This window comes from Janthinobacterium sp. SUN128 (assembly GCF_030587275.1).
Lineage (GTDB): Bacteria > Pseudomonadota > Gammaproteobacteria > Burkholderiales > Burkholderiaceae_D > Janthinobacterium > Janthinobacterium lividum.
The window spans coordinates 1,883,892-1,908,967 of the sequence record NZ_JAPWHY010000001.1 but is presented as its reverse complement, the minus strand read 5'-3'; the positions used below and the strand labels follow the sequence as shown (position 1 = coordinate 1,908,967).

Genomic DNA, 25,076 nt, shown 5'->3' with positions numbered 1-25,076 from the left:
TGAGTTACCTGGCTGCCATCGCTTCTGTTGCGGCCTGCGGTGCCTGCCAGCCGCCGCCCAGCGCCCGGTAAGTGGCGACAGCAGCGCGCGCCGATGCCGTTTGCGCCTGCGCGCGCGCGTCCGCTGCGCGCAGCAGCCTGGTGTCGGCTTGCAACACATCGAGCCGGCTGACCACGCCTTTTTCGTAGGCTGCCAGCGCGGCGGCGCGGGCGCGCTCAAACGCTTGCACGCTTTGCGCCAGCAGTGCGGCCTGTTCTTCGTGGCGCAACAGGGCCGAGCAGGCGTTTTCCACGTCTTCGGCGGCATGCAGCGCAGCGAGCCGGTAGGCCGCCAGCAGCTCGGCTTCCCGGCCACGGGAAGCCTCGATCTGCGCATCGATGCGGCCGAAATCGAACAGGCGCCAGCGCAGGCCCAGCATGGCTGCGGCCTGGCCGGAGCCGCTGCCGAACAGGGCGCCACCGGCCGTGGCGCTGCCAAGCAGGGCACCCAGGCTCAGTTTCGGGTAATACTCGGCGACGGCCGCGCCGGTGCGTGCGCTGGCCGCGGCCAGTCGCCGTTCGGCGACGATCAGGTCGGGCCGGCGCCGCAGCAGTTCGCCCGGCGCACCATCGGCCGTTATGCGCGGCGCGCGCGCCATTACCCCTGCCGCGGCCATTTCATCGCCATAGGTGCCGGGTGCGGCGCCCAGCATCACATCGAGCGCATGCAGCGCCACCTCGCGCGCCGTGTCCAGGCCGGGCACGACGGCGCGCGCTTGCGCCAGCGACGCTTCGGCTTGCCGCAGCGCCGGCTCGTTCAGCAATCCCTTGTCATATAGCAGCGTGGCGAGCTCCAGCAGCGCCGCCTCCGTGTCGACCTGCCGATGCGCCAGGTCGAGCCGCGCCTGCAATCCCTGGATGGACAGGTACAGGTCGGCCGTTTGCGCCGCCACGGCCAGCCGCGTGGCAGCCCATCCCGCCTCGCTGGCTTCGTAATCGGCGCGCGCCGCTTCGCGTTCGCGGCGCAGGCCGCCGAACAGGTCGAGCTCCCACGACGCCTGCAGGTTCAATTCGCGCGCGCTGCCGGCGCGATCATGGCCTGGCGTCGCGTCCAGGACCTGGCCCAGCGGCGTCTGCACCGATTGGTAGGCGCGCGCCGCCTGGCCGCCAAGGCTGCCCGACGGCAGCAGCGCTGCGTCGGCCGCGCCGGTGGCGGCGCGCGCTTGCCTGACCCTGGCCTGCGCTTGCGCCAGGTCGAGGTTTTGTGCCAGCGCCACCGTCACCAGATGGGTCAGGCGCGGATCGCCGAAGGCCGTCCACCACTGCCGCCATTCGGCAGCGTCGGCGGTGTTGGCACCCGCGCGCGCGCCGAGCGCCGCCCGGTGCGGATACTGCGCCGCATGCGGCAGCTCGGGCCGGCGGTAATCGGCACCGGCGGTGCAGCCAGCGGCCAGGCCGGCGGCGAACAGCAGAGAGGGGAGGCGCAGGCACGGCAATGACATGGGGTCTTCCAGTTCAAGAGAGAATAATGTGTGACTATAATACACATTAGTCACTTATTGTGCATTCCGGCGCGGCGCGTTAAGCTGTCGCCATGAATTCCACTACACCCGATGCACCAAGCCCTGCGCGCGGCCCCGCCGGCCACGACGTGCGCGACCAGATCGTTGCCGCCGCCACTGACTACTTCAGCCGCTACGGCTATGAAAAGACGACTGTCTCCGACCTGGCCAGGGCGATCGGCTTTTCCAAGGCCTATATCTATAAGTTTTTCGAATCCAAGCAGGCCATCGGCGAGCATATCTGCGCCAGCTGCCTGCGCCAGATCGAAACCGAGGTAAGAAGCGCGGTCGCGGCGGCCGAGCGGCCGCCAGAGCAGCTGCGGCGCATGTTCAGGGCCAGCGTCGAGGCCAGCTTGCGGCTGTTTTTCCAGGACCGCAAGCTGTACGATATCGCCGCCTCGGCCGCCACCGAGCGCTGGCCAGCCGTGCAGGCCTACGAGCTGGCGATGGGCGCCCTGCTGCAGGATATCTTGCAGCAAGGGCGCCAGACAGGCGACTTCGAACGCAAGACGCCGCTCGACGAGACGGCCAGCGCGATCTATCTGGTGATGCGCCCCTACGTCAATCCCTTGCTGTTGCAACACAGCGTCGACAGCAGCGAAACGGCGGTGGTGCAACTGTCCAGCCTGGTGTTGCGCAGCCTGTCGCCATAACCTTCCAGTCAGATTGTGACCATTGACTTATTTGGTCACTGGTACCAGAATGAGAGCCCTGATCACTCGTTCATGGGATTCTTATGCGCTGGCGCCGCCTCGCTTCATCTGTAGTCATCTCCACCTTGCCCCTGGCTTTGAGCGCCTGTGCCGACAAGGCGCAGGCCGATCCGCGCACCGCCACGCCGCTGGTGCGCGCCGTCGCGGTGCAGGGCGCCGAACCGGGCGCGCGCAGCTTTACGGGCGTGGTCGCGCCGCGCGTGCAGAGCGATCTCGGTTTTCGCGTTTCCGGCAAGGTGCGCGAACGGCTGGTCGACGCCGGCCAGTCCGTGCGCCGCGGCCAGCCGTTGATGCGCCTCGACGCCGACGACTTGCAGCTGCTGGCGCAGGCGCGGCAGGAGTCCGTCAAGGCCGACCGCGCCCGCGCGCGCCAGGCGGCGGACGAAGAAGCGCGCTATCGCGACTTGCGCGGTACCGGCGCCATTTCGGCATCCAACTACGACCAGGTGAGGGCGGCGGCTGAGGCGGCCGGCGCCCAGCTCAAGGCGTCCGAAGCCCAGGCCGGGGTGGCGCGCAATGCGCTGCATTATGCGGTGCTGCTGGCCGACGCCGACGGCGTCGTGATGGATACCCTGGCTGAACCGGGCCAGGTGGTGGCGGCCGGGCAGGTGGTGGTGCGCCTGGCCCATGACGGCCGGCGCGAAGCGGCGATCCAGCTGCCGGAAACCGTGCGCCCCGCGCTCGGCTCCACCGGCCAGGCTACCTTGTTCGGCCGGCCGGGCGCCAGCGTGCCGGCCACCTTGCGCCAGCTGTCGCAGACGGCGGACCGGCAAACGCGAACATTCGAGGCGCGTTATGTGCTCGACGCGGCGCTGTCAAGCGCGCCGCTGGGCGCCACCGTCACCTTGCGCCTGCCCGGTGCGCAAACGGCCAGCGGCACCATGCAAGTGCCGCTGGCGGCCCTGTACGATGGGGGCAAGGGGCAGGGCGTGTGGGTCATCGCCGGTGTGCCGGCCCAAGTCAGCTGGCGGCCCGTGAAGGTGCAGGGGCTGCACGATGACGGCGCTGACGTCAGTGGCCTGAAGGCGGGCGAGCGCATCGTCGCGCTGGGCGCCCATCTGCTGCATCAGGGCGAACGGGTCAGGGTCGAGCAGGCGCCAATGGCCGCTGGCGCCGGAGCGCGTCCATGAGCGCGGCCGGCTTCAACCTGTCGTCGCTGGCCGTGCGCGAGCGTTCCGTCACCCTGTTCCTGATTTGCCTCATTTCGCTGGCCGGCCTGCTGTCGTTCTTCAAGCTGGGGCGCGCGGAAGATCCGGCCTTCACGGTCAAGGTGATGACCATCGTCACGGCCTGGCCAGGCGCCAGCGCGCGCGAAATGCAGGACCAGGTGGCCGACAAGATCGAAAAGCGCCTGCAGGAGCTGCGCTGGTATGACCGGACCGAGACCTACACCACGCCAGGCCTGGCCTTCACGACACTGACCCTGCTCGACGGCACGCCGCCCGAGCAGGTGCAGGCCGAGTTTTACCAGGCGCGCAAGAAGGCCGGCGACGAGGCTTCCAATTTGCCGGCCGGCGTGATCGGTCCCATGATCAATGACGAATACGCCGACGTCACCTTTGCCCTGTATGCACTGAAAGCCAAAGGCGAGCCGCAGCGCCTGCTGGTGCGCGAGGCGGAAACCTTGCGCCAGCGGCTGCTGCATGTGCCTGGCGTCAAAAAGGTCAATATCATCGGCGAACAGGCCGAACGCATCTACGTGGAGTTTTCTCAGGAGCGCCTGGCCACCCTGGGCGTGCGGGCACAAGACGTGTTCGCCGCGCTGAACGGCCAGAATGCCTTGAGCCCGGCCGGCTCGGTGGAAACGCGCGGGCCGCAGGTATTCATCCGCCTCGAGGGCGCGCTCGATGCGCTGCAAAAGATCCGCGATACGCCCGTGGTGGCACAGGGGCGCACCTTGACCCTGTCCGATATCGCCACCGTGCGCCGTGGCCAGGAAGATCCGGCCAGCTTCATGGTGCGCAATGGCGGCGAGCCGGCGCTGCTGCTGGGCGTGGTCATGCGCGACGGCTGGAACGGGCTGGACCTTGGCAAGGCGCTTGAAGGGGAAGTGACGGCCATCGGCGCCGCCATGCCGCTGGGCATGAGCCTGGCCAAGGTCACCGACCAGGCCGTCAATATCGGCGCGGCGGTCGACGAATTCATGCTCAAGTTCCTCGCCGCGCTGCTGGTGGTGATGCTGGTGTGCTTTATCAGCATGGGCTGGCGGGTCGGCATCGTGGTGGCCGCCGCCGTGCCGCTGACCCTGGCGGTGGTATTCATCGTGATGGCGGCGACCGGCAAGAACTTTGACCGCATCACCCTCGGTTCCCTGATCCTGGGCCTCGGCCTGCTGGTGGACGACGCCATCATCGCCATCGAAATGATGGTCGTGAAAATGGAAGAGGGCTACAGCCGCATCGCCGCCTCCGCCTACGCCTGGAGCCACACGGCCGCGCCCATGCTGGCGGGCACCCTGGTCACGGCCGTGGGCTTCATGCCCAACGGCTTTGCCCGCTCCAGCGCCGGTGAATACACCAGCAATATGTTCTGGATCGTCGGCATCGCCCTGATCGCCTCGTGGGTGGTGGCGGTGGTGTTCACTCCCTACCTGGGCGTGAAGCTGCTGCCCGAGCTCAAACAGGTCGCCGGCGGCCACGAAGGCCTGTATGACACGCCGCGCTACCACCGCTTTCGCCGGCTGCTGGGGCGCGTGATCGCCCGGAAATGGCTGGTGTTCGGCACAGTGATCGGGCTGTTCGTGCTGGCCGTGCTGGGCATGGCCATCGTCAAGAAGCAGTTTTTTCCGATTTCGGACCGTCCTGAAGTACTGATCGAAGTACAACTGCCGTACGGCAGCGCGATCGGGCAGACCAGCGGCGCGGCGGCCAGGGTCGAAGCGTGGCTGGCGGGCCAGCCCGAGGCGAAGATCGTCACGGCCTATGTCGGCCAGGGCGCGCCGCGCTTTTACCTGGCGATGGGCCCGGAATTGCCCGACCCGTCGTTTGCCAAGATCGTCGTGCGCACCGACAGCCAGCACGCGCGCGACGCCCTGAAGCAGCGCCTGCGCGTGGCCGTGGCCGCCGGGCTGGCGCCCGAGGCCAGGGTACGCGTCACGCAACTGGTGTTCGGCCCGTATTCGCCGTTCCCCGTCGCCTACCGGGTCAGCGGCCCTGATCCCGCGGTGTTGCGCGGCATTGCCGGCGAGGTGCAGCGCGTGATGCAGGCCAGTCCCATGATGCGCACCGTCAATACCGACTGGGGCACGCGCACGCCGACCCTGTATTTCAGCCTGCAGCAGGAGCGCTTGCAGGCGATGGGCCTGACGTCCGGCGCCGTGGCGCAGCAACTGCAGTTCTTGCTCAGCGGCATGCCGGTCACCGCCGTGCGCGAAGATATCCGCACGGTGCAGGTGGTGGCGCGCGCGGCCGGCGACGTGCGGCTGGATCCGGCGCGCATCGCCGACCTGACCCTGGCCGGCGCGAATGGCGAACGCATCGCGCTGTCGCAGGTGGGGACGGTGGAGGTGCGCTCGGAAGAACCCGTGATGCGCCGGCGCGACCGCCAGCCGACCATCACCGTGCGCGGCGACATCGCCGACGGCCTGCAGCCGCCGGACGTTTCGGGCGCCATTTCGACCCGCCTGCAAGCCGTCATCGACAAGCTGCCAGCCGGCTACCGCATCGAGCAGGCTGGCTCCATCGAGGAATCGGCCAAGGCAATGCAAGCCATGCTGCCGCTGTTTCCCATCATGCTGGCGCTGACCCTGCTGATGATCATCCTGCAGGTGCGTTCGATCTCGGCGATGGTCATGGTGCTCCTCACCAGTCCCCTGGGCCTGATCGGCGTGGTGCCCACCTTGCTGCTGTTCCAGCAGCCGTTCGGCATCAATGCGCTGGTTGGCCTGATCGCGCTGTCGGGCATTTTGATGCGCAATACCCTGATCCTGATTGGCCAGATCCACCAGAACGAAGTGGCCGGCCTGGCGCCGTTCGATGCCGTGGTTGAAGCGACCGTGCAGCGCGCGCGTCCCGTGATCCTCACGGCACTGGCGGCCATCCTGGCGTTTATACCGTTGACCCATTCGGTTTTCTGGGGCACCTTGGCCTACACCCTGATCGGCGGTACGTTTGCCGGAACGGTATTGACCCTGGTGTTTCTGCCTGCCATGTATGCGATCTGGTTCCGGATACGGCCGCAGGTAAAGGTGGTGGCGCAGCCCTAAGGGTGTAGAGCTTGAAACAGCGGGCCGGAGACGCGGGCCTGAGAAAATGCCGATGGCGGCGTTGCAGCTTCCTTGCCGTACGTGCGTACTGTCTGCGTCGCTGCGCCTTGCCCTCGACATTTTTCAGGCCCGCTTGGCCCGGGGAGCCTGTCTCCCTGACTTGGGCCGTTTCGTGGTTTGCAGGTTTGCTTGTTTCTTATTTCTTGTTGCTTGCCACTTGTCTCTTTCTCTAGGCTCCGGCGGCATCCTGCCGGTAGCGCGCCGGCGGCAATTCGAACTGGTTCTTGAAGAAGCGGGTGAACGCGCTTTGCGAGGAAAAGCCCAGGCGCTCGCCGATTTCCACCACGCTCAGGTTCGTTTCGCGCAGCAGCCGGCGCGATTCGCGGCTCTTGGCGCGCAGTTCCAGCGCGCGGAACGAGGTCTGCTCCTGCTGCAGCTGGCGCTGCAAGGTCCAGCGGTTCATCGCCAGGCCGTCGCACAGGGCCGGCAGCAGCGAGGCGCCGTCGGCGTCTCCTGCACCTTGCCGGCCGAGCAAATCGATGATGGCCTGCTCCACGCGGGCAGAAAACAGCTGCGCGCCTTGCAGCTGCTGCAATTGCCCCTGCGCGTGCCGCAGCGCGTGCGGCGCCAGCATGGCGTTGAACTGGGCGAAAGGCCGGTCCAGCAGCGGCGCGTCAAACGTCAGCGTGTTGCGTGCCTGGCCGAAGGTGGCGGCGGCGCCCAAGCACTCGGAAATGGCCGGCGCGAACCACGGCGCCTTGCCCTGGAAGCCGGCATGGAAGGCGGTGGGCGCGCCGTCGTCGTAGGCGCGCGCCACCAGCGACAGCATGCGGAAATTGGCCAGCGCCTGCATGGCGCCGCCTGCCGGGCAGAACTCGGACAGGTATTCGATCTCGATGCGCGTGCCATTCTCGCTCATCAGCATGAAGTCGAATTCGCCGATCAGGCCCCGCAAGTGCAGCAGCTCGTGCAGCGCGCTGCGCAGGGTAGGGCGGTTGAAGCAGACGTGGGCGATGCCGGAGTAATGCGCGAACCAGTGCGTCACGTCGAGGTCGAGAAGGGCCCGGTGCTGCGGCAGTTGCTGGGCGTAGGCCGTCATGCGGCGGTGCCGCTCGGCGTTGATGCGCCCGCCAGGTTCCGTGAGCTGCGCCGGCGTGATGCCCGTTTGCTGAAAAAAGTCGGCGGGATCGTGTCCATCGGCCTGCATGGCGCGCGCGCATTGCTGCGCGATCCGGTTCGAAACCGTGCGCGTATCGGGTTTGTGCAAGGGTGTCTCCTGCTTGTTGTAGTAATTTTTCACAAATATTAGCACTTTGTAGGAGATTGTTGGTTGTCGTGCCGTCTAACCAAAAATTGTTCTCGCGGGTATAAAACGCGTGCTGCGCGGTCAAGAAACTCACGCATTCTCACGCTATATTGTTTTCGGCCGGCCTTGCTGCCGCGCCTTGATACCTACAAAAACAGTCTTGGAGATAATGATGAATTGCACTTTGAAACCGATGGCCCGCATGGTCGCCGGCTGCGTCGCCACGCTTGCCCTGGCCGCCTGCGGCAACGACACCGTCAGCGAGGAATACAAGCAGCCCGTGTTCGGCGCCACCACCTATGCCCAGCTCAAGGTCGACGGCTATGCCTTCAAGGACATGAACCGCAACGGCAAGATCGACCCATACGAAGACTGGCGCCTGTCGGCCGAGGCGCGCGCCGACGACCTGCTGTCGCGCATGAGCCTTGATGAAAAAGCGGGCCTGATGATGCACGGCACGGCGCCCACCGTGGCCGATCCCACCGGCATCGGCCAGGGCGGCGCGTACGACTTGACGGCCCTGCAGGACCTGATCGTCAAGCAGTACGTCAACACCTTCATCACGCGCATGGCGGGCGACGCGGCCAACATGGCGACCCAGTACAACAAGGTGCAGGCCCTGAGCGAAACGTCGCGCCACGGCATTCCCGTCTCCATCAGCACGGATCCGCGCCACCATTTCCAGTACACGGTGGGCGCCAGCGCCGGCACCAAGGGGTTCTCGCAGTGGCCGGAAACCCTGGGCCTGGCCGCCATCGGCGACGATGCGCTGGTGCGCCGTTTCGGCGATATCGCGCGCCAGGAATACCTGGCCGTCGGCATCACGCAAGCGCTGTCGCCGCAGGCCGACCTGGCCACCGAGCCGCGCTGGTCGCGCATCAACGGCACCTTTGGCGAAGACGCGGACCTGGCCAAGCGCATGGTGCAGCACTATATCGAAGGCTTCCAGGATGGGAACACGGGCTTGCACGATGGCAGCGTGGTGGCCGTCGTCAAGCACTGGGTCGGCTACGGCGCCACGAAAGAGGGCTTCGACGGCCACAATTACTATGGCCGCTACATGACCTACCCGGGCAACAACTTCGCCTACCACGTCAAGCCGTTCGAGGGCGCCTTCACTGCCAAGGCGGCCTCCGTCATGCCGACCTACGCTCTGCCTGATGGGAACATCACCATCGACGGCATTACCCTGGAACAGGTGGCGGCCGGTTTCAGCAAGACCATGCTGACGGATCTGCTGCGCGGCAAATACGGTTTTGACGGCGTGATCCTGTCCGACTGGGGCATTACGTCCGACTGCGACGCCAATTGCCGCAACGGCACGGCGCCTGGCGTGGCGCCGTCCTTCATCGGCTTCGGCACGCCGTGGGGCATGGAGGATGCCACCAAGGCCGAGCGCTATGTCAAGGCCGTGACGGCGGGGATGGACCAGTTTGGCGGCGTGACGGAAGCGCCGTACCTGACGCAAGCCGTGCAGCGGGGCCAGTTGACGGAAGCGCGCATCAACGCCTCGGTGCGCCGCATCCTGGTGCAGAAATTCAAACAGGGCCTGTTCGAGCATCCGTTCGTCGATGCGGCTGCGGCGGCCACCACCGTGGGCAAGGCGGACTTCATCGAAGCGGGCCTAGATGCCCAGCGCCGCTCGCTGGTCCTGCTGGAAAACAAGGACAAGGTCTTGCCGCTGGCGGCCACCGTCAAGAAGGTCTACCTGTACGGCATCGATGCGGCCGTGGCGAAGCAGTATGGCTACACGGTGGTCGCCACGCCCCAGGAAGCGGACGTGGCCCTGCTGCGCGTGGCCGCGCCATTCGAGATACTGCACCCGAACTACATCTTCGGCAGCATGCAGCACGAGGGGCGCCTGAACTACGCCGATGGCGACGCCGACTACGAGGCGATCAAGAACGCGGCGAAGTACGCGCCGAAGACGGTGGTCACCGTGTATCTGGACCGCCCGGCCATCCTCGGCAACGTGCAGGACAAGGCCAGCGCCATCCTCGCCAACTTTGGCGTGAGCGACGGCGCGCTGTTCGACGTCCTGACGGGCAAGGCCAAGCCGCAAGGCAAGCTGCCGTTCGAACTGCCATCGTCGATGGCCGAAGTGCAGGTGCAGAAATCGGACGTACCGTATGACACGGCCCATCCGCTGTACAAGTTCGGTTACGGCTTGGCGTACTGATCACGCTCCTGCTGTCAGCGCAGCGTGATCCAGCTGCGTTCCTGCACGGAGCGCAGCGCCGCGTCGATCAGCCGGTCCACCTCGTAGCCGTCGCGGAAGGTGGGCCAGACCGGCTGGCCGCTGGCGATCGCCTGCAGAAAATCGCGCGCTTCGATGACGATCTGCTCGTTGTAACCGGTGCCGTGCCCGGCGCCCTGACTGAATGCCAGGTAGTCGGGGTGGGCCGGTCCCATCAGCAGGCGCTGGAAACCCTGGCGCTGCGCGGGGCGGCTGGCGTCGTACAGCCATAGTTCATTCTGGTTTTCCTGGTCGAAGGCGATCGCGCCTTTCGTCCCCGTGATGCGGTAGGTGTAGCCCATCTTGCGCCCGGCCGCCACGCGGCTGAAGGTCAGGGCGCCCAGCGCGCCGCTGGCAAAGCGCAGCATCACATTCCCCTGGTCGTCGTTTTCCACCGCCTCCATGCCATCCGGCCCTTGCCGCTGCGCGTGCACGGTGTTCATGTCCGCCACCAGCGAGTCGACGGGGCCGCCCAGGCGCAGGGCCAGGTTGAGCAGGTGCGAGCCCACGTCGGCCAGCGCGCCGGCCCTGGTCGCCGTAGCTTCGCGCGTGCGCCACGAGGCGGGGGCGCGCGGATCATGCAGGTAGTCTTCCACGTGTTCGGCGGCGACGTGGATGATCTCGCCGATTTCGCCCGACTCGATGATCTGCCGCGCCAGCTGGCTGGCCGGCGTGCGGATGTAGTTATAGCCGACCATGTTGGCCACGCCCGCTGCTTCCGCCGCCTGCGCCAGTAACAGGGATTCGGCGGCCGTCATGCCCAGCGGCTTTTCGCAAAATACGGGTTTGCCCAGGGCCAGGGCCGCCAGCACGATCTCCTTGTGCGTCGCCGGCGGCGTGGCGACGACGATGGCGCCGATGGCGGGATCGGCCACCAGTGCGCGCCAGTCGCCCGTGGAACGCTGCCAGCCCAGTTCCTGTGCGCTGCGGGCGGCGCCTGCTTCGCTGCTGGTGCTGATGCAGGCGCACACGGGGTTCAGTGACGTGTGAAAAATGCTGCGCACGGCTTTATAGGCGATGGTATGGGCCTTGCCCATGTAGCCGGCGCCGATCAGGCCGATGTTGAGGTCTTGCATATGAGCTTGCTCCGGAAGTGACGGGGGATGGGATCAGGCTTGCTGGCGCCAGGCATGGCTGTCCAGGGCATCGAGGAAGCGGGCAGCGGGCCAGTGTTGTGCCAGCGCTTCGTGCATGAGCTGCTGCTGCGTGGGCGGCGCCATGCCGCCGATGGGCTGGTCGCGGTCCAGGTTGCTGGGGAAGGCATAGCCCTCGGCGCAGGCGGCGATCGCGTGGCTGGCGCCAAGCTCATCCAAGTCGCCCTGCGCGCGCAGCGCCTGCAGCGCTGGGTATAGCGCTGCGCTCATGGCGCGGCGGTCCAGCGCTTCCATGGCGCGCCCGAATGGCGACGATACCTGCAGCAGGTTGGCCATGCGCCGGATATCGGACGAGCGGTTGTGGCCTGCCGCATGGAACAGGGCCGGGTTGAAGAAGACGGCGTCGCTTTGGGACAGCGGCAGCTGCACGCAATGTCGCGCAAAATAGTCGCGGAAAGGCTGCTGCTGCCAGGCGAGAAAGCCGGCCGGGTAGCGCTGCGAATAGGGCAGGTACAGGGTGGGCCCCGATTCGAGCGGCATGTCGCAGTGGGCGACGGCGCCCTGCAAGGTCAAGAGGGCCGACATCTGGTGCACGGGCGCGGGATAGGCGGCGCAGCTGGCCGCGCTCTGGAAACCCAGGTGATAGTCGCGGTGCGGCGCCTGGGCCGCTCCGCCGGGATTGACGACGTTCACTTGCGCCGTCACCTGGTAGGCAGGTCCCAGCCAGGCCTCGGATATCCAGGCGAAAACGGGATTGGCGTAGTAGCGCGCGAACGCCTCGGGCGCGCGCAGACACAGTTTTTGCTGGGCGTTCCAGATGCGGTCATTCGCGCCCGGTTTGGCGAAGTGGTCGCCGCCCGCCTGGCCACTGGCATGCTGTTCGGCGATCAGCGCGCGAAACACGCCGCTGACCTGTTCCAGAGTCGCCGTGTCGTCGACGGCGCGTTGGAGCACGATGACGCCGGGACCATCCATCAGCGCCTTGCCCCATTCTGCCTGCAGCGCGCGCAGCGCCGCCGCACTGGCGGCCAGCGCACGCACGGCGTCGCAGTCGTAGACGAGGATATTCGCATCGACCGACGCGGCGTGGGGATAGTCGGCCAGCGCCGTGCGTTGGCTGACGGTACGGATGAAATCATCGAGCCGGCAGTCTTGCTGCGACAGCCAGAAGGGGCTGGGCGGCGCTGCGCCGGCGTTTGTGGTGGGCATGCGGTGTCTCCTGATGTTGTATGTTGTAGTATCAGTATAGGGATGAAAATCCGCATTTTTCATCAAGAAATCCATCAAAAAACCATCAATTAGATCGGATATGGCATGACGCATCCGTTTCCCGTCAAGGTCGTGGCACTGCAGGCCGGCGTCAGCGTGGCCACGGTCGACCGCGTGATCAAGCAGCGCGGCGGCGTGCACGCCAATACCGTGCGCCGCGTGATGCAGGCGCTCGATGAGCTGGCGCGGCAAAGCACGCAGGTGGGGCTGGCCGGCAGAAAATTCATGCTCGACGTGCTGATGGTGGCGCCGCAGCGCTTTACGCACGCCGTGCGCGTGGCGCTGGAAACGGAACTGCCATCCTTGCATCCGGCCGTGCTGCGCTCCCGCTTTCACCTGCATGAAACGCTGGACGCGGATAGCATCGTCGAACTGCTGGAACGCATCCGCAAGAACGGCAGCCACGGCGTACTGCTGAAAGCGCCGGACTTGCCGCCGGTGGCCGAGGCGGTGAGCCGGCTGGCGGCGGCCGGCATTCCCGTGGTGACCCTGGTGACGGACTTGCCAGCTTCCGCGCGCCGCAGCTATGTGGGCATGGATAACCGCGCGGCGGGCGAAACGGCCGCCTGCCTGATCGGCCAGTGGCTGGGCGCGGGCAAGCGGCAGCAGCAAGTGCTGGTGACCCTGAGCAGCAACCGCTTTCATGGCGAGGAAGAGCGCGAGATCGGCTTTCGCCGCGCACTGCGCGAACGGCACCGCCATTTGAGCATCGTCGAAGTGAGCGAAGGCCATGGCATCGATGGCGCCACGGGCGCGCTGGTGCGGCAAGCCCTGGCAGATCATCCGGATATCGCCGCCGTGTATTCCATCGGCGGCGGCAATGCCGCCATCGTGCAGGCATTCGCGCAGGCGGACCGGCCTTGCCAGGTCTTCATCGGTCATGACCTGGACGCGGACAACGTGGCGCTGCTCAAGTCGGGCGCCATCCAGGCCGTGCTGCACCATGACCTGGGCCAGGACATGCGCCGCGCCTGCCAGGAAATCCTGCGGGCGCAAGGCGCGCTGCCGGCATTGGCGAAGGCGCTGCCATTGTCCGCGATCCAGATCGTCACGCCGTGGAACCTGCCCGCGCTGAACGGCCTGAATTGACAGGCATGCGAGGCTGGCCGATACTCGCCGCTTCGCTCATCGCTCACCTCAGGAAGGAATCCCCCGATGTCCGTCACTCCGCAATTGTCCAAGACCGTGCTGGTAGCCGCACTTTCCGTCTCGTTTGCCATGCCCGCCATGGCCGCCGCCCCTGCAACTGCCAGCGCTTCATCGGCCTGGGTGGAAGCGAGCAACCGCAACGCGGCCATCGTGCTGGCGGCCCAGGCGCAGTTCTCGCCCGAAGACGCCTCCGACACGGGCCTTGCCCAGTACGACGGCCTGGCCGCCGACCTGGGGCCGAACATCACCGAGCGCCATGTGGCGGCCATGCAGAAGGCGCGCGCGCAATTGCAGCAAAAGCTGGAACTGGAACGCGACGAGCGCATCCGCCAGGATCTGGAAATCTTGATCGGCGCTGTCGACCAGGAAATCACGGACACCCAGCTGGAAGCCAAGTACACATTGCCGTGGGTCGATGTGCCGCAAATGGTCTTTGGCAGCATGCAAAGCCTGCTGCAGGAACAGCGCCCGGCCGCGCGCCGCGCCAAGGCGCTCGAACGCCTGCAGCGCTATGTGGGCCAGTTCCCGGGCAGCACGCCGATCACGCAGCAGGCCAAGGCGCGCTTCACGGAGCAAATCGGCCAGCCTGGCCTGGCGGGCCCCGTGCGGCTGCAGGTGGAGCAGTCGCTGGAAAACGTGCCGACGTATATCGCCGGCATCCGCAAGCTGTTCGCCGACATGAAAATCACTGGCGCCGGGCCTGCGCTGGCGGCCATGGAACTGCAGTTGAACGAGTATGCGGCGTGGGAAAAGCAAGTGGTGCTGCCCCTGTCGCGCACGGATTTCCGCATGGCGCCCGAGCTGTACGCATTCCGCCTGAAGCAGGTGGGCATCGATATCGAACCGCGCGCGCTGGTCGAACGGGCGCAGGTGGCTTACCTGGAAACGCGCGCCGCCATGCAGGCGCTGGCGCCCGTGGTGGCGGCCAAGCTGGCATTGAATGGCGTCGACGGCAGTGACTACCGCCAGGTGCTGCGCGCGCTGAAGGCCGATTCCATCCCCAACGAGCAGCTCGAGGCGCACTACAAGGGCGTCAATACGCAGCTGGAGCAGCGCATCGCCCGGCAGCGCGTGGTCGATATTCCTGCGCGCGCCATGACTATGCGCCTGGCATCCGCCGCCGAATCGGCGGCCCAGCCGGCGCCGCATATGCGTCCGCCTCCGCTGATCGGCAATATGGGCGAGCACGGCCAGTTCGTCCTCCCCGTCAGCAATCCGGCTGCCAGCGGCAAGGGCGAAGCCTATGACGATTTCAATTTCGCCGGCGCCGCCTGGACCCTGAGCGCGCACGAAGGCCGCCCTGGCCACGAGCTGCAGTTCAGCGCCATGGTGGAGCGGGGCGTGTCGCAGGCGCGCAGCCTGTACGCGTTCAACAGCGTCAACGTCGAAGGCTGGGCGCTGTACGCGGAAGCGGAGATGATTCCCTACGAACCGGCCGAAGGCCAGTTCATCGCGCTGCAGTTCCGCATGCTGCGCGCGGCGCGCGCCATGCTCGACCCGATGCTGAACCTGGGGCAAGTCACGCGCGAAGAGGCGGGCCGTATCCTGACGGAAGAAGTGATGCTGTCGAAACCGATGGCGCGCCAGGAGCTGGACCGCTACACCTTCAATGCGCCGGGCCAGGCGGGCAGCTATTTCTATGGCTACACGCGCATCCTGCAGCTGCGCGCGGAAACGGAGCTGGCGCTGGGAGACAGATTCGACCGCCTGGCATTCAATAATTTCCTGCTGGGGCAGGGCTTGCTGCCGCCGGACTTGCTGGCCAAGGCCGTGCGCGAACACTTCATCCCGGAGCAGAGAAAAGCCAGGGGCTGACGCGATGGCAGGGGATGGCGCGCCCTATGCCAGCGGCGAACGGCGCGCGCCATCCGGAGCGGCATGGAGGGGGAATTTTGCCGCTATTGTCCCCGGGCGAGTCGTATAATGACGCTCATTGTGCTGGCCACCCAGGAGTTCCACTTGCAGCTACCGATCCGTTATCCGAACATGCCGCAACTGCTGCTGAAGGCCCGCGACAGTCTGCTGCAGCATTTCCGCCCCATCCTCAATCACTTCGGCGTGACGGAGCAGCAGTGGCGCATCATGCGCGCGCTGAATGAAAGTCCGACCCTGGAACCGCGCGAGCTGTGCGAGATCTGCCAGATTTCCAGTCCCAGCATGAGCGGCATCCTGGCGCGGATGGAAGAAATCGGCCTGATCGGGCGCAGCAAGTTCGAAGGCGACCAGCGCCGCCGCAAGGTGCACCTGTCGGAAGCGGGCGCCAGTTTGCTGATGCAAATGGGGAAACTCATCGACCTGCAATATGCCCACCTGGAAGCGGCGTATGGCAAGCAGGTGTTCGAAGACATGCGCCGCACCCTGGAAGCCTTCATTGCCCTCGAAACCCTGCCGGTGGCGCCCGCCATCCTGCGCTGACCTTCCCGGTTTCCCCGTTTTTTTGCCCGCCTGACTATCCACCGGGCGCGTGTTTTCCGACACGCGCCGCCGCTGCTTTCCCCATATCTGTTCCCCGCATTTCCGCACGTTGCGGGGCATGCGGCCGTGCTCCTGCCGATTTTGCTATAAGACACAAGAAAGTTTTGCTATAAGACTATGCCTTACAGTCAATCACTTACATGTGAGTAAATAAGCGTATAATTTGCCTCACTTGATCCAAATCAAGAAGAACAGCGGACGCCCGTATCGATGGATGGGGCGGCAACGGGCGCCACGCCCGTATTTCGCCAGATAAAACAGGAAAGTCAGGAAAAAAATGAACAAAACATGCATGCGCGCTGCGGCGCTGGCCGTCTCCACGCTCATCGGCGCAAACGTTTGCGCCCAAAGCAATGTCACCATTTATGGCGTGGTCGACGCGGCCACCGCGTACGCGAGCAACCAGGGCGGCAATTCGAATACCTACATGCGCAGTGGCAGCTTGTCTGCCAGCAAAATCGGTTTCCAGGGCGTGGAAGACCTGGGCGGCGACCTGAAGGCGCTGTTCCTGCTGGAAAACGGCTTTGAAAGCGACACGGGCGCGCAAAGTTCGGCCAGCTCCCTATTCAATCGCCAGGCTTACGTGGGCTTGCAATCGGCAGCCTACGGCACCGTGACGGCCGGACGCCAGTACACGCCGTACTACCTGCTCGTGGGTTCCCTGGCGTCGAGCAATGTCTTGACGGGCGCGACCGGCGCCCACCCGGGCGATATCGACGGCCTCGATACGACCGTGCGCATCAGCAATTCCGTCACTTACAGCATGCCCGCATGGCGCGGCCTGCAGGCCAGCGCGCAATACGGCTTTGGCGAGGCGGCCGACGGCAATGCCGTGGGCAGCAGCTTCAGCGCCGCCGTCAAGTACAGCACCGCGCCAGCCGAATTCGCGCTCGGCTACCTGAAACTGAAAAATGGACAGAATGGCGCCGGCTGGAGCGACAACGCATCGGGCAGCTTCGGCATCTCCGCCATCAACCAGGGCTACGCCTCGGCGGAAAGCATAGCGTTCATCGCCGCCAGCGCGCGCTACACCATGGGCAAGTGGATGGTGGGCGCCAATGCCAGCAACGTGCAGTACCAGGCGGGCAGCCGCTCGGCCTTCCGCGACACGGCCATCTTCAATACGGCCGGCCTGATCTCCAGCTACCAGCTGACGCCGCAGTGGTTCCTGTCCGCCGGCTACAGCGACACCTTCGCCAGCCACGCCAACGGCGTGTCGGACCGCGCGCGCTACCGCCAGCTGTCGTTCGAACAGAATTACGCGCTGTCCAAGCGCACGGCGATCTACCTGATCGAAGCGCGCCAGCTGGCGCGCGGCCAGACCCTGGGCCAGGACGGCGGCATCGTCAACGCCGTCGCCTCGGTCGGTGATTCGCAAAACGGCACGCCGTCGTCGAACGGCGGCCAGACGGTGGTGATGGTCGGTCTCAAGCATTCTTTCTGAACGGTTGCTGAACTCACGGGAGCTTCAATTGGACGCTACACACAATAAGGAGGGCCGCGGTCCTCTGAATCCCGGCCGCCGCATGGTGCTGGCCGGTTTGCTGTCGGCTTCGGCCGCGGCGCTGATCCCCTGGGCGCTGGCCGAACCGGTCGCCAGTGCGGAGCAGGGCGCATTCCTGGGCGTGTCGGCCATGCTGGTGGGGCGCCAGGTGCTCGACCCCGTGCTGGCCAGGCGCCTGTATGACGCACTGGTGGCGCAGGACGCGGCCTTCCCCGTGAATGTGCGCGCGCTGCTGGCCCTGATCAATGCGCAGGGCTTGCAGGCGGCCGGCCTGCAGGAAGCGCTCGACGGGCTCGACCCGGCCCAGTCGCCGCTGGCGGCCTTGCCGCGCCAGATCGCCAGCGCCTGGTACCTGGGCATCGTCGGCACGGGCGAGGCTGCCGTCTGCGTCGCCTACGAGCAGGCATTGAACGCGGCCGTCGTGGCCGATGTGCTCAAGCCTCCCACGTATTCCTACGGCGCCTACGGCAGCTGGGCCAGAAAACCAATTTAAGGAGCCATCATGGCTGAAGAACTCTCCGCCGATTACCTCGTGATCGGCTCCGGCATCATCGGTTCGCTGGCCGCGCGCAAGCTGGCGCTGGCCGGCGCCTCGGTGCTGATCCTGGAAGCGGGGCCACGCGTGTCGCGCGGCGAAATCGTCGCCCGCTTCCGCAACACGACGCGCCGCAGCGACTGGATGTCGCCGTATCCATCGGTGGCCACGGCGCCGCACCCGATCTACCAGCCGAAGGATAACGGCTACCTGGTGCAGGCCGGCCCGTATCCGTACCCGGCCGAATACATCCGCCAGTTCGGCGGCACCTCGTGGCACTGGGCCGCGCAGGCGTGGCGCAATGTGCCGAACGATTTCCGCATCCATAGCCTGTACGGCGTGGGCGTCGACTGGCCCATCAGCTACGCAGACCTGGAGCCGTTCTACCAGGAAGCGGAAGACATCATGGGCGTTTCCGGTGCGGACAATACGGGTTCGCCGCGCAAGCAGGCCTTCCCGATGGACCCCGTGACGGAGCCGTACGCCATGCGCCGCATCCGCGAACGGCTCGATCCCACGTTCAAGGTGGTCGGCAACACGGTGGCGCGCAACAGCGTCAGCTACGATGGCCGCCCGGCCTGCTGCGGCAACAACAGCTGCCAGCCGATCTGCCCCATCGATGCGCAATACCACGGCGGCATCGCCGCGCAGCAGGCCGAAGACGCGGGCGTGAAGATCGTCTGCAATGCCAACGTCTACAAGCTGGAGCACGACGCGCAGGGCCGCATCACGGCCGCCCTGTACTACGACGTCGACAAGAAGAGCCACCGCGTCACGGCCAAGACCTTCATCTTGGCGGCCAACGGTATCGAAAGCCCCCGTTTGCTGCTCGTTTCCGCCTCGGACAAATACCCGAACGGCCTGGCCAACAGCAGCGACATGGTGGGCCGCAACCTGATGGACCACCCGAGCACCTCGATCACCTTCGACGCCGATGAAGACCTGTGGCTGGGCCGGGGCCCGCAAAGCCCCAACTCCATCAACACCATGCGCGACGGCGATTTCCGCAGCCAACATTCGCCGTACCGCCTGGATTTCACGAACATCTCGCGCGTCGACGGGGCCACCAAGGAACTCATCGGCAAGGGCGTGTTTGGCGAGGAATTCGAGCAGCAACTGCGTTTCCGCTCGGCCCGCGAAATGAGTTTGAAAAACGTGCTGGAAGTGCTGCCGAACCCGGAAAACCGCATCGCCCTGAGCAGCGAAAAGGACGCCATGGGCATTCCCAAGCCGCAGGCGCACTATGCGATCGACGAGTACACCAAGCGGGGCCACGAGCGCTCTAAGCAGGATTTCGAGCAGATCGCCAAGCTGATGGGTGGCACCAACCTGCGTCACAGCAAGGAAGGCGTGTTTGCCAACAACCAGCACATCTGCGGCACCCTGTCGATGGGTTCCGATCCCGCCAAGGCCGTGTGCGACCAGTGGGGCCGCACCTTCGACCATGCCAACCTGTTCCTGTGCAGCACCGGCGTGCTGCCCACGTCCGGCACCTGCAATTCGACGGAAAACGGCCTGGCCGTGGCGCTGCGCACCGTCAAGCACATCCTCGACGAACAACAGGGAGGCACAGCATGATGGCGGCCTTCCGACTGGCGGCCGGTGCCGCCTTGCTGTCCCTCGCGGCCATGCCGGTGCTGGCGGCGCAAGCCCCTGGCGCGGACGTGCAGTCGATCGAACGTGGCCGCTATCTGGCCACGGCCGGCGACTGCATCGCCTGCCACAGCGTACCCGGCGGCAAGCCGATGGCGGGCGGCCTGGCGCTGGCGACGCCGCTGGGCGCCATCGTTGCCACCAATATCACGCCGTCGACAACGCATGGCATCGGCAACTACACGCTGGCGCAGTTCTCCGCCGCCGTGCGCCATGGCGTGCGGGCCGACGGTGCGCGCCTGTACCCGGCCATGCCCTACACGGCCTATGCCAAGGTGACGGATGACGACACGGCCGCCCTGTACGCCTACTTCATGCATGGCGTGACGGCGGTGGACACGGCGCCGGCGCAAAAGACGGACTTGCCATTCCCGTTCAATATCCGCCTGTCGATGGCGGGCTGGAATCTGTTCTTCCTCGACAAGAAACCGTTTGTGGCAGATACATCGAAAAGCATGGAGTGGAACCGCGGCGCCTACCTGGCGCAGGGGCTGGCCCACTGCAGCACTTGCCACACGCCGCGCAATGCGCTGATGGCGGAACAGCTGTCGAAGGAACTGGGCGGCGCTGACCTGGGCACCTGGCATGCGCCGAACATCACGTCGGACGTCAACAGCGGTGTCGGCGGCTGGAGCCAGCAGGAACTGGCCGGCTACCTGCGCACGGGCCGCGCGGCCAACAAGGCGCAGGCGGCCGGACCGATGGCCGAAGCCATTGACCATAGCCTGAAGCATCTGAGCGACGCGGACTTGAACGCCATCGCGCATTACATCAAGAGCGTACCCGCCATCCGCGACAAGGCGGACGTGAAACCGGTGACGCAATGGGGCCAGGCGGGCGACGAGCTGAACGCCATCCGTGGCGTGCCGCTGCCGCAAAACCTGAACCAGATGTCGGGCGCGCAGCTGTACGATGCGCAGTGCGCCAGCTGCCACCAGGCCAGGGGCGAGGGCAGTTTCGACGGCAGCTTGCCGCCGCTGTTCCATAACTCGGTGACGGGCCGCAGCAACAGCAACAACCTGGTGATGGCGATACTCGATGGCGTGGAGCGGCAGGATGGCAGGGGTGCCCATGCCGGTCATTTGATGCCCGCCTTCCGCCAGACCCTGTCGGACGAACAGATCGTCACCCTCGGCAATTACGTGCAGAAGATGTACGGCAATCCCGCCATCAAGGTGACGGCGGAACAGGTGACGACCTTGCGCAATGGCGGCGCGCCGTCAAACCTGATCGGCCTGGCCCGCGCGGGCATCATCGTCGGCGTGCTGGTGCTGCTGGCCTTGCTGGTATGGTGGCGGGGACGGCGGCGCAAGCCGGTGTAAGCGTGAATTGATCGCATAAGCTGGGGCCAGGCCGCAAAGTCTGGCCCTTTTTTTATGTCGCAAAAATCGCAACTCAATTGCATCTGAGTAGATTATGTACTATCATTAGTTACATGAGACGCGACAGCAAACTATCATCGATCCTCCACGTGCTGCTGCACATGGCCCATGCGGGACGCCCGATGACGTCCGAGGAACTCTCCGGCTACCTGGACACCAACCCCGTGCTGGTGCGGCGCGTGATGGCAGGCTTGCGCGAGCGCGGCTACGTGGCGTCGGGCAAGGGCCATGGCGGCGGCTGGCGCATCGTTTGCGACCTGCACCGCGTGACCCTGCAAGACATCTACGTGGCCGTGGGTTCGCCCACCATCTTCGCTATGGGCAACCGCGTCGACCAGCCGGGCTGCCTGGTCGAGCAAGTGGTCAACCAGTCGCTGGCCGGCGCCTTCGACGAAGCCGAAGCGCTGCTGATCCAGCGCTTTGGCGCCGTCACCCTGGCCGACCTGGCCGACCGTTTCAGCCAACAATACGCCAACCACAGAGGAGCACCGCATGCACATTCCTGAACTCCAAGGCGCGGGCAGCGCCACGCCTGCCGCCCCGTTCGACGCCATTATCGTCGGCGGCAGCTACGCCGGCCTGTCCGCCGCCACGCAACTGGCGCGTGCCCGCCGCCGCGTGCTGGTGATCGACGGCGGCCAGCGCCGCAACCGCTACGCCAGCCATTCCCACGGTTTCCTGACCCAGGACGGCAGCGGGACGGCCGCCATCGCGGCCGAGGGGAAAGCGCAGCTGCTGGCGTATGCCACCGTCACCTGGCTGGACGGCACGGCCACGCAGGCAGCCGCCAGCAGCGATGGCGATGGCTTCGGCGTGACCCTGGCGGACGGCAGTGTCGTTCACGGCCGCCGCCTGGTGCTGGCCACCGGCGTGATCGATGAACTGCCGCCCGTCGATGGACTGGCCGAACGCTGGGGCGGCAGCGTCTTTCACTGCCCGTATTGCCACGGCTATGAACTGGAGCAGGGCGCCATCGGCGTGCTGGCCACCGGCCCCCTGTCCATGCACCATGCCCTGATGCTGCCCGACTGGGGCACGGTCACTTTTTTCCTGAATGGCGCATTCGAGCCCGATGCGGCGCAGCTGGCGCAACTGGCCGGGCGGGGCGTGACGGTGGTGCGCGCGCCCGTGGCGCGGATCGACGGCGTGGCCGACGTGGTCATGGCCGACGGCAGCCGCCACGTCATGGCCGGCCTGTTCGTGGCGACCCGCACCCGCCTGGCCAGTTCCCTGGCCGGCGAATTGGGCTGCTTGCTGGAAGACGGTGCCATGGGACCGTTCGTGCGCACCGACGAGCAAAAGGCCAGCAGCGTGCCCGGCGTCTTTTGCTGCGGCGATGCGGGCCGCATGGCTGGCAGCGTGGCGTTCGCGGTGGCCGACGGCGCCATGGCAGGCGTGGCAGCACACCGCTCGCTGATGTTCGGACTGGATCAGGCGGCAAAACCGCCATCGATCTTCAGTCCGGCACCCGTGACGAACGCCGCTTCCGGGCTGGCCAGGTAAGCCACCATGCCGGCGATTTCATCGGCCGTGCCGTGGCGGGGCAGGGCCATCAGGCCGTGCATCAGGTCGGCGAAGTCGCCCGTGGGCGGATTCATGTCCGTGGCGACGGGGCCCGGTTCCACATTGTTGATGGTGATGCCGCGCGGGCCCAGGTCGCGCGACAGGCCTTGCGTCAGGCCGCTCAGCGCCGATTTGCTCATGGCGTAGGCCGCCGCGCCGCCGAACGGCATGCGGTGCGCATTCGTGCTGCCGATATTGATGATGCGCCCGCCCGTCTGCATGTGCGCCACGGCTGCCTTGATGGCGACGAAGATGGCGCGCACATTGACGTTCAAGGTCTTGTCGAAGTCTTCCAGCGAAAAATCATCGATGGCGCCGGGCAGGAACACGCCCGCGTTGTTGACGAGGATGTCGATGCCGCCAAACTGCGCCGCCACCTTGTCGATGGCCGCCGTCAGGGCGCTGGCGTCGGCCGCATCGGCTTGCACGCCCAGGGCCTTGCCGCCGGCCGTTTCCACTTTGGCAGCCAGCGCCTGCGCTTCGGCGGCGGAGCTTTGATAGGTGAAGACGACGTTGGCGCCCTGGCTGGCCAGGCGGCGCACGATGGCGGCGCCGATGCCGCGCGAGCCGCCCGTGACAAACGCGATCTTGTCTTGCAGTGGCAAAGAGGTGCTGGTGGTGGTTTGGGTTTGCATGATGTGCTTTCTAAGTGAGGAGTCGAGGAGTTCAGTATCTGCCTTTCATTCCTGCCGCGCTAGCCATGAATCGCTACAATTACTTTCAACCATTGGTATCAGCTGAGCGGGTAGAATAGGCGCATGGACGCCCTCAATCACTTGCAATCCTTCGTGCTGTCTGCCGAACTGGGTAGTTTTTCGGCCGCCGCGCGCCGCCTGGGGCTGACGCCGGCGGCCGTCAGCAAGAACGTGGCGCGGCTGGAAGCGAGCCTGGGATTGCGGCTGTTCCAGCGCAGCACGCGCCGCCTGACCCTGACGGAAGGGGGCGAGCGCTTCCTGCAGCAGATCGGTGGCGCCCTGTCCACCTTGCGCGAGGCGATCGCCGGCGTGGCCGAAGAGGGCGGCCAGCCGGCCGGCATACTGAAAATCAGCATGGCGCCGTCGTTCGGACGCAGCTATGTGGTGCCGCTGCTGGGCGACTTCATCGCCCGCTACCCTGGCGTCATTCCCGACTGCCATTTCGATAACCGGCAAGTGGACCTGATCGGCGAAGGGTTTGACGTGGCCATCGGCGGCGGCATCGAGCTGACGCCGGGCGTGGTGGCGCGCGAACTGGGCCACGCCCACATCGTCGCCACGGCGTCGCCGGCCTTCATGCAGGGCAAGGCCATGCCCGTGCATCCGTCGGACCTGGCGCACTTCGACGGCGTGGCGCGCCGCTCGGCCGGCAGCGGCAGATTGCGCAGCTGGATACTGCGCGCCGGTTCCGGCGGCGAAGGCGTGGCCGAATGCCGGCCACGCGCCATCTTCGACGATCCGGAAGCGATGGCGCAGGCGGCCATTCTCGGCGTTGGCGTGGCGCTGCTGCCCATGCCGCACGCGCTGGCCCATCTGCGCAGCGGCGCCCTGGTGCGGCTGCTGCCTGGCTGGCATGCCGATTCCGGCCCCCTGTCCGTGTACTATCCCAGCAAGAAGCTCTTGCCCGCGAAGACGCGCGTGTTCGTCGATTTCCTGCTGGAGCAGTTCCGCCAGCGCGATTTCGCCGCACAGATACGGCCCGATTAAACGATGAACAATTCCCATGCATAGTAACTACAGCCTGTTTTACACCTTTGACGGCGATCAGCCGGCCCGCTTCCGGGAAGCGCGCGTATTCGGCACGACCGTCTGGACGGCCAGCGGCGCGGCCATGACCTGGGGCGCGGAGACGCGCAACGACTATGCCAGCGAAGCCGAAGCTCACGCCGTCTACCTGGCGCATGGCCGGGCCGCGCTGGCCGAAGGCTACGTGCTGGCGCGCGAAAGCGTCATCGACCCGGCCGTCTTCGATTTCGCGCTGCTGCAAACCCTGGTGGCGCACGCCGCGCGCCAGGCTGTCGATGCCGTGCGCCGTGCGCATCCGGAGCAGCACATCGACGCCTTCGCCCTCGTGAGTGACGACAGCGCCATGACGATAGGCTGCATGGCGAATAGCCGCGAAGCGCTGGCCGCCTCGGAATATGGCGAAGAGATGCTGTGGAATCCGGCCGAATGGGCGTTTGAAGAAGGCGGCGCCTATTTCGACAGCGCCTACCGCTTGCTGTTGCAGGCGCACCGGGAGCTGCCGTTCGACGTTGATTTCGTCGCCTTCCGCAGCGGCGTGTTTGACGCCTGCATCGCGGCGCTGGCGCAGCTGGACGCCGAAGGGATATTCGGTGCGGGCGCCCGGCGCGACGGGAGCGTGCTGCTGTTCGAGGTCAGCGACAGCGAAGCCGTGGACGGCGCCATGGCGCGCCTGAATCCGCCGGCGGTGGTGGCGCGTTTCGAGGCGTGGATGGCCAGTTGGGCCGACTAGGT

Annotated in this window: 20 protein-coding genes; 15 read left to right on the top strand and 5 right to left on the bottom strand. The window is 66.2% G+C overall.

What is annotated here, in order from left to right; translation table 11 throughout:
* Positions 1-4: 4 nt before the first annotated feature.
* Positions 5-1,480 carry an efflux transporter outer membrane subunit gene (locus tag O3297_RS08665; RefSeq protein ID WP_305048387.1) on the bottom strand — a complete coding sequence of 492 codons (1,476 nt, stop codon included), beginning with the start codon at positions 1,478-1,480 and terminating at the stop codon, positions 5-7.
* 92 nt (positions 1,481-1,572) lie between these two features.
* Here O3297_RS08665 and O3297_RS08660 point away from each other — a divergent pair, with 92 nt between their 5' ends.
* From O3297_RS08660 to O3297_RS08650, 3 genes are all read left to right on the top strand, one after another.
* Positions 1,573-2,193, top strand: coding sequence for a TetR/AcrR family transcriptional regulator (locus O3297_RS08660; RefSeq protein ID WP_305048386.1), 621 nt, complete (start codon positions 1,573-1,575; stop codon positions 2,191-2,193).
* 83 nt (positions 2,194-2,276) lie between these two features.
* The gene (locus O3297_RS08655; protein WP_305048385.1) at positions 2,277-3,383 is read left to right on the top strand and encodes an efflux RND transporter periplasmic adaptor subunit; all 1,107 of its coding nucleotides are present in this window, start codon (positions 2,277-2,279) and stop codon (positions 3,381-3,383) included.
* Entirely contained in the window at positions 3,380-6,457 is a 3,078-nt protein-coding gene (locus tag O3297_RS08650; protein WP_305048384.1) for an efflux RND transporter permease subunit, read from the top strand. Before O3297_RS08655 ends, O3297_RS08650 begins: the two co-directional genes overlap by 4 nt.
* A gap of 229 nt (positions 6,458-6,686) precedes the next feature.
* Here O3297_RS08650 and O3297_RS08645 read toward each other — a convergent pair whose 3' ends face one another.
* Positions 6,687-7,724 (bottom strand): AraC family transcriptional regulator, encoded by a 1,038-nt coding sequence (locus tag O3297_RS08645; protein WP_305048383.1) that lies wholly within the window; start codon positions 7,722-7,724, stop codon positions 6,687-6,689.
* Between the two features lie 208 nt (positions 7,725-7,932).
* Here O3297_RS08645 and O3297_RS08640 point away from each other — a divergent pair, with 208 nt between their 5' ends.
* Positions 7,933-9,942 (top strand): glycoside hydrolase family 3 protein, encoded by a 2,010-nt coding sequence (locus O3297_RS08640; protein WP_305048382.1) that lies wholly within the window; start codon positions 7,933-7,935, stop codon positions 9,940-9,942.
* Positions 9,943-9,956: 14 nt separating this feature from the next.
* Here the strand turns inward: O3297_RS08640 and O3297_RS08635 are convergent, their stop codons facing one another.
* Both O3297_RS08635 and O3297_RS08630 read right to left on the bottom strand, forming a co-directional pair.
* The gene (locus O3297_RS08635; RefSeq protein WP_099387947.1) at positions 9,957-11,075 is read right to left on the bottom strand and encodes a Gfo/Idh/MocA family protein; all 1,119 of its coding nucleotides are present in this window, start codon (positions 11,073-11,075) and stop codon (positions 9,957-9,959) included.
* Positions 11,076-11,108: 33 nt separating this feature from the next.
* Positions 11,109-12,302, bottom strand: a complete 1,194-nt coding sequence (locus O3297_RS08630) for a phytanoyl-CoA dioxygenase family protein (RefSeq protein WP_305048381.1) — start codon at positions 12,300-12,302, stop codon at positions 11,109-11,111.
* Between the two features lie 105 nt (positions 12,303-12,407).
* On the opposite strand from O3297_RS08630, the gene O3297_RS08625 reads away from it, so the two are divergent.
* The 9 genes from O3297_RS08625 (at position 12,408) to O3297_RS08585 (ending at position 22,563) form a co-directional block, all read left to right on the top strand.
* Positions 12,408-13,451 carry a LacI family DNA-binding transcriptional regulator gene (locus O3297_RS08625; protein ID WP_305048380.1) on the top strand — a complete coding sequence of 348 codons (1,044 nt, stop codon included), beginning with the start codon at positions 12,408-12,410 and terminating at the stop codon, positions 13,449-13,451.
* A gap of 66 nt (positions 13,452-13,517) precedes the next feature.
* A complete protein-coding gene (locus O3297_RS08620) occupies positions 13,518-15,326 on the top strand; it encodes a DUF885 domain-containing protein (protein ID WP_305048378.1) in 1,809 nt (602 codons plus the stop codon).
* 108 nt (positions 15,327-15,434) lie between these two features.
* On the top strand, positions 15,435-15,926 hold the full coding sequence (gene hpaR / locus O3297_RS08615) for a homoprotocatechuate degradation operon regulator HpaR (protein WP_240317709.1): 492 nt from the start codon (positions 15,435-15,437) through the stop codon (positions 15,924-15,926).
* 337 nt (positions 15,927-16,263) lie between these two features.
* Complete coding sequence (locus O3297_RS08610) at positions 16,264-17,430, top strand: porin (RefSeq protein WP_370385389.1); 1,167 nt, start codon at positions 16,264-16,266, stop codon at positions 17,428-17,430.
* A gap of 28 nt (positions 17,431-17,458) precedes the next feature.
* A complete protein-coding gene (locus tag O3297_RS08605; protein WP_231958148.1) occupies positions 17,459-17,983 on the top strand; it encodes a sorbitol dehydrogenase family protein in 525 nt (174 codons plus the stop codon).
* A gap of 9 nt (positions 17,984-17,992) precedes the next feature.
* Entirely contained in the window at positions 17,993-19,603 is a 1,611-nt protein-coding gene (locus tag O3297_RS08600; protein ID WP_305048376.1) for a GMC family oxidoreductase, read from the top strand.
* Entirely contained in the window at positions 19,600-21,000 is a 1,401-nt protein-coding gene (locus tag O3297_RS08595) for a cytochrome c (protein ID WP_305048375.1), read from the top strand. Before O3297_RS08600 ends, O3297_RS08595 begins: the two co-directional genes overlap by 4 nt.
* Positions 21,001-21,113: 113 nt before the next feature.
* On the top strand, positions 21,114-21,566 hold the full coding sequence (locus tag O3297_RS08590; protein WP_034786412.1) for an Rrf2 family transcriptional regulator: 453 nt from the start codon (positions 21,114-21,116) through the stop codon (positions 21,564-21,566).
* Positions 21,553-22,563: an NAD(P)/FAD-dependent oxidoreductase gene (locus O3297_RS08585; RefSeq protein ID WP_305048374.1), complete on the top strand. Its 1,011-nt coding sequence runs from the start codon at positions 21,553-21,555 to the stop codon at positions 22,561-22,563. The genes O3297_RS08590 and O3297_RS08585 overlap by 14 nt, the downstream gene beginning before the upstream one ends.
* Here the strand turns inward: O3297_RS08585 and O3297_RS08580 are convergent.
* A complete protein-coding gene (locus O3297_RS08580) occupies positions 22,491-23,258 on the bottom strand; it encodes an SDR family oxidoreductase (RefSeq protein WP_305048373.1) in 768 nt (255 codons plus the stop codon). The two genes, O3297_RS08585 and O3297_RS08580, sit on opposite strands and share 73 nt — an antisense overlap.
* A gap of 123 nt (positions 23,259-23,381) precedes the next feature.
* Here O3297_RS08580 and O3297_RS08575 point away from each other — a divergent pair, with 123 nt between their 5' ends.
* Positions 23,382-24,305: a LysR family transcriptional regulator gene (locus O3297_RS08575; protein WP_305048372.1), complete on the top strand. Its 924-nt coding sequence runs from the start codon at positions 23,382-23,384 to the stop codon at positions 24,303-24,305.
* 16 nt (positions 24,306-24,321) lie between these two features.
* Positions 24,322-25,074: a DUF4303 domain-containing protein gene (locus O3297_RS08570; RefSeq protein ID WP_305048371.1), complete on the top strand. Its 753-nt coding sequence runs from the start codon at positions 24,322-24,324 to the stop codon at positions 25,072-25,074.
* The last annotated feature ends 2 nt before the right edge of the window (positions 25,075-25,076 follow it).

Coding starts and splice junctions, on each gene's coding strand:
- O3297_RS08585 (WP_305048374.1), top strand. CDS start 21,553: ATGCACATTCCTGAACTCCAAGGCGCGGGCAGCGCCACGCCTGCCGCC.
- O3297_RS08570 (WP_305048371.1), top strand. CDS start 24,322: ATGCATAGTAACTACAGCCTGTTTTACACCTTTGACGGCGATCAGCCG.
- O3297_RS08665 (WP_305048387.1), bottom strand. CDS start 1,480: ATGTCATTGCCGTGCCTGCGCCTCCCCTCTCTGCTGTTCGCCGCCGGC.
- O3297_RS08625 (WP_305048380.1), top strand. CDS start 12,408: ATGACGCATCCGTTTCCCGTCAAGGTCGTGGCACTGCAGGCCGGCGTC.
- O3297_RS08635 (WP_099387947.1), bottom strand. CDS start 11,075: ATGCAAGACCTCAACATCGGCCTGATCGGCGCCGGCTACATGGGCAAG.
- O3297_RS08595 (WP_305048375.1), top strand. CDS start 19,600: ATGATGGCGGCCTTCCGACTGGCGGCCGGTGCCGCCTTGCTGTCCCTC.
- O3297_RS08620 (WP_305048378.1), top strand. CDS start 13,518: ATGTCCGTCACTCCGCAATTGTCCAAGACCGTGCTGGTAGCCGCACTT.
- O3297_RS08640 (WP_305048382.1), top strand. CDS start 7,933: ATGATGAATTGCACTTTGAAACCGATGGCCCGCATGGTCGCCGGCTGC.
- O3297_RS08650 (WP_305048384.1), top strand. CDS start 3,380: ATGAGCGCGGCCGGCTTCAACCTGTCGTCGCTGGCCGTGCGCGAGCGT.
- O3297_RS08655 (WP_305048385.1), top strand. CDS start 2,277: ATGCGCTGGCGCCGCCTCGCTTCATCTGTAGTCATCTCCACCTTGCCC.
- O3297_RS08600 (WP_305048376.1), top strand. CDS start 17,993: ATGGCTGAAGAACTCTCCGCCGATTACCTCGTGATCGGCTCCGGCATC.
- O3297_RS08610 (WP_370385389.1), top strand. CDS start 16,264: ATGAACAAAACATGCATGCGCGCTGCGGCGCTGGCCGTCTCCACGCTC.
- O3297_RS08575 (WP_305048372.1), top strand. CDS start 23,382: ATGGACGCCCTCAATCACTTGCAATCCTTCGTGCTGTCTGCCGAACTG.
- O3297_RS08660 (WP_305048386.1), top strand. CDS start 1,573: ATGAATTCCACTACACCCGATGCACCAAGCCCTGCGCGCGGCCCCGCC.
- O3297_RS08590 (WP_034786412.1), top strand. CDS start 21,114: ATGAGACGCGACAGCAAACTATCATCGATCCTCCACGTGCTGCTGCAC.
- O3297_RS08580 (WP_305048373.1), bottom strand. CDS start 23,258: ATGCAAACCCAAACCACCACCAGCACCTCTTTGCCACTGCAAGACAAG.
- O3297_RS08630 (WP_305048381.1), bottom strand. CDS start 12,302: ATGCCCACCACAAACGCCGGCGCAGCGCCGCCCAGCCCCTTCTGGCTG.
- hpaR (WP_240317709.1), top strand. CDS start 15,435: ATGACGCTCATTGTGCTGGCCACCCAGGAGTTCCACTTGCAGCTACCG.